The organism is Leucobacter musarum subsp. musarum, from assembly GCF_001273845.1.
Classification (GTDB): domain Bacteria; phylum Actinomycetota; class Actinomycetes; order Actinomycetales; family Microbacteriaceae; genus Leucobacter; species Leucobacter musarum.
In genome coordinates this window covers 1-243 of the sequence record NZ_JHBW01000055.1, presented here as the reverse complement: position 1 = coordinate 243, position 243 = coordinate 1, and the positions used below count along the sequence as shown (strand labels likewise).

Annotated in this window: 1 pseudogene; it reads right to left on the bottom strand. The window is 62.6% G+C overall.

Features of this window, described 5'->3' with window-relative positions:
• A pseudogene (locus CH42_RS16845) lies at positions 1-243 on the bottom strand (sugar ABC transporter ATP-binding protein); the annotation flags it as partial.

Sequence of the window (243 nt, the reverse complement as noted above, 5' to 3'; positions counted from 1 at the left end):
CCCGAGGAGTAGTGCTTCACCTCGGTATCGATGAACTCGCCGATCTCCGAGAACTCCAGGATGTCGTCGAAGCGGGCGTCGGTCTCCTTCTTCGACATGCCGAGGATCGCCGCGTTGAGGTAGACGTTGTCGCGACCGGTGAGGTTGGGGTTGAAACCCGCGCTCACCTCGATCAGTCCCGCAACACGACCGCGAGTGCGGACCCAGCCCCTGTCGGGACGCATGACACCGGAGAGCATCTTG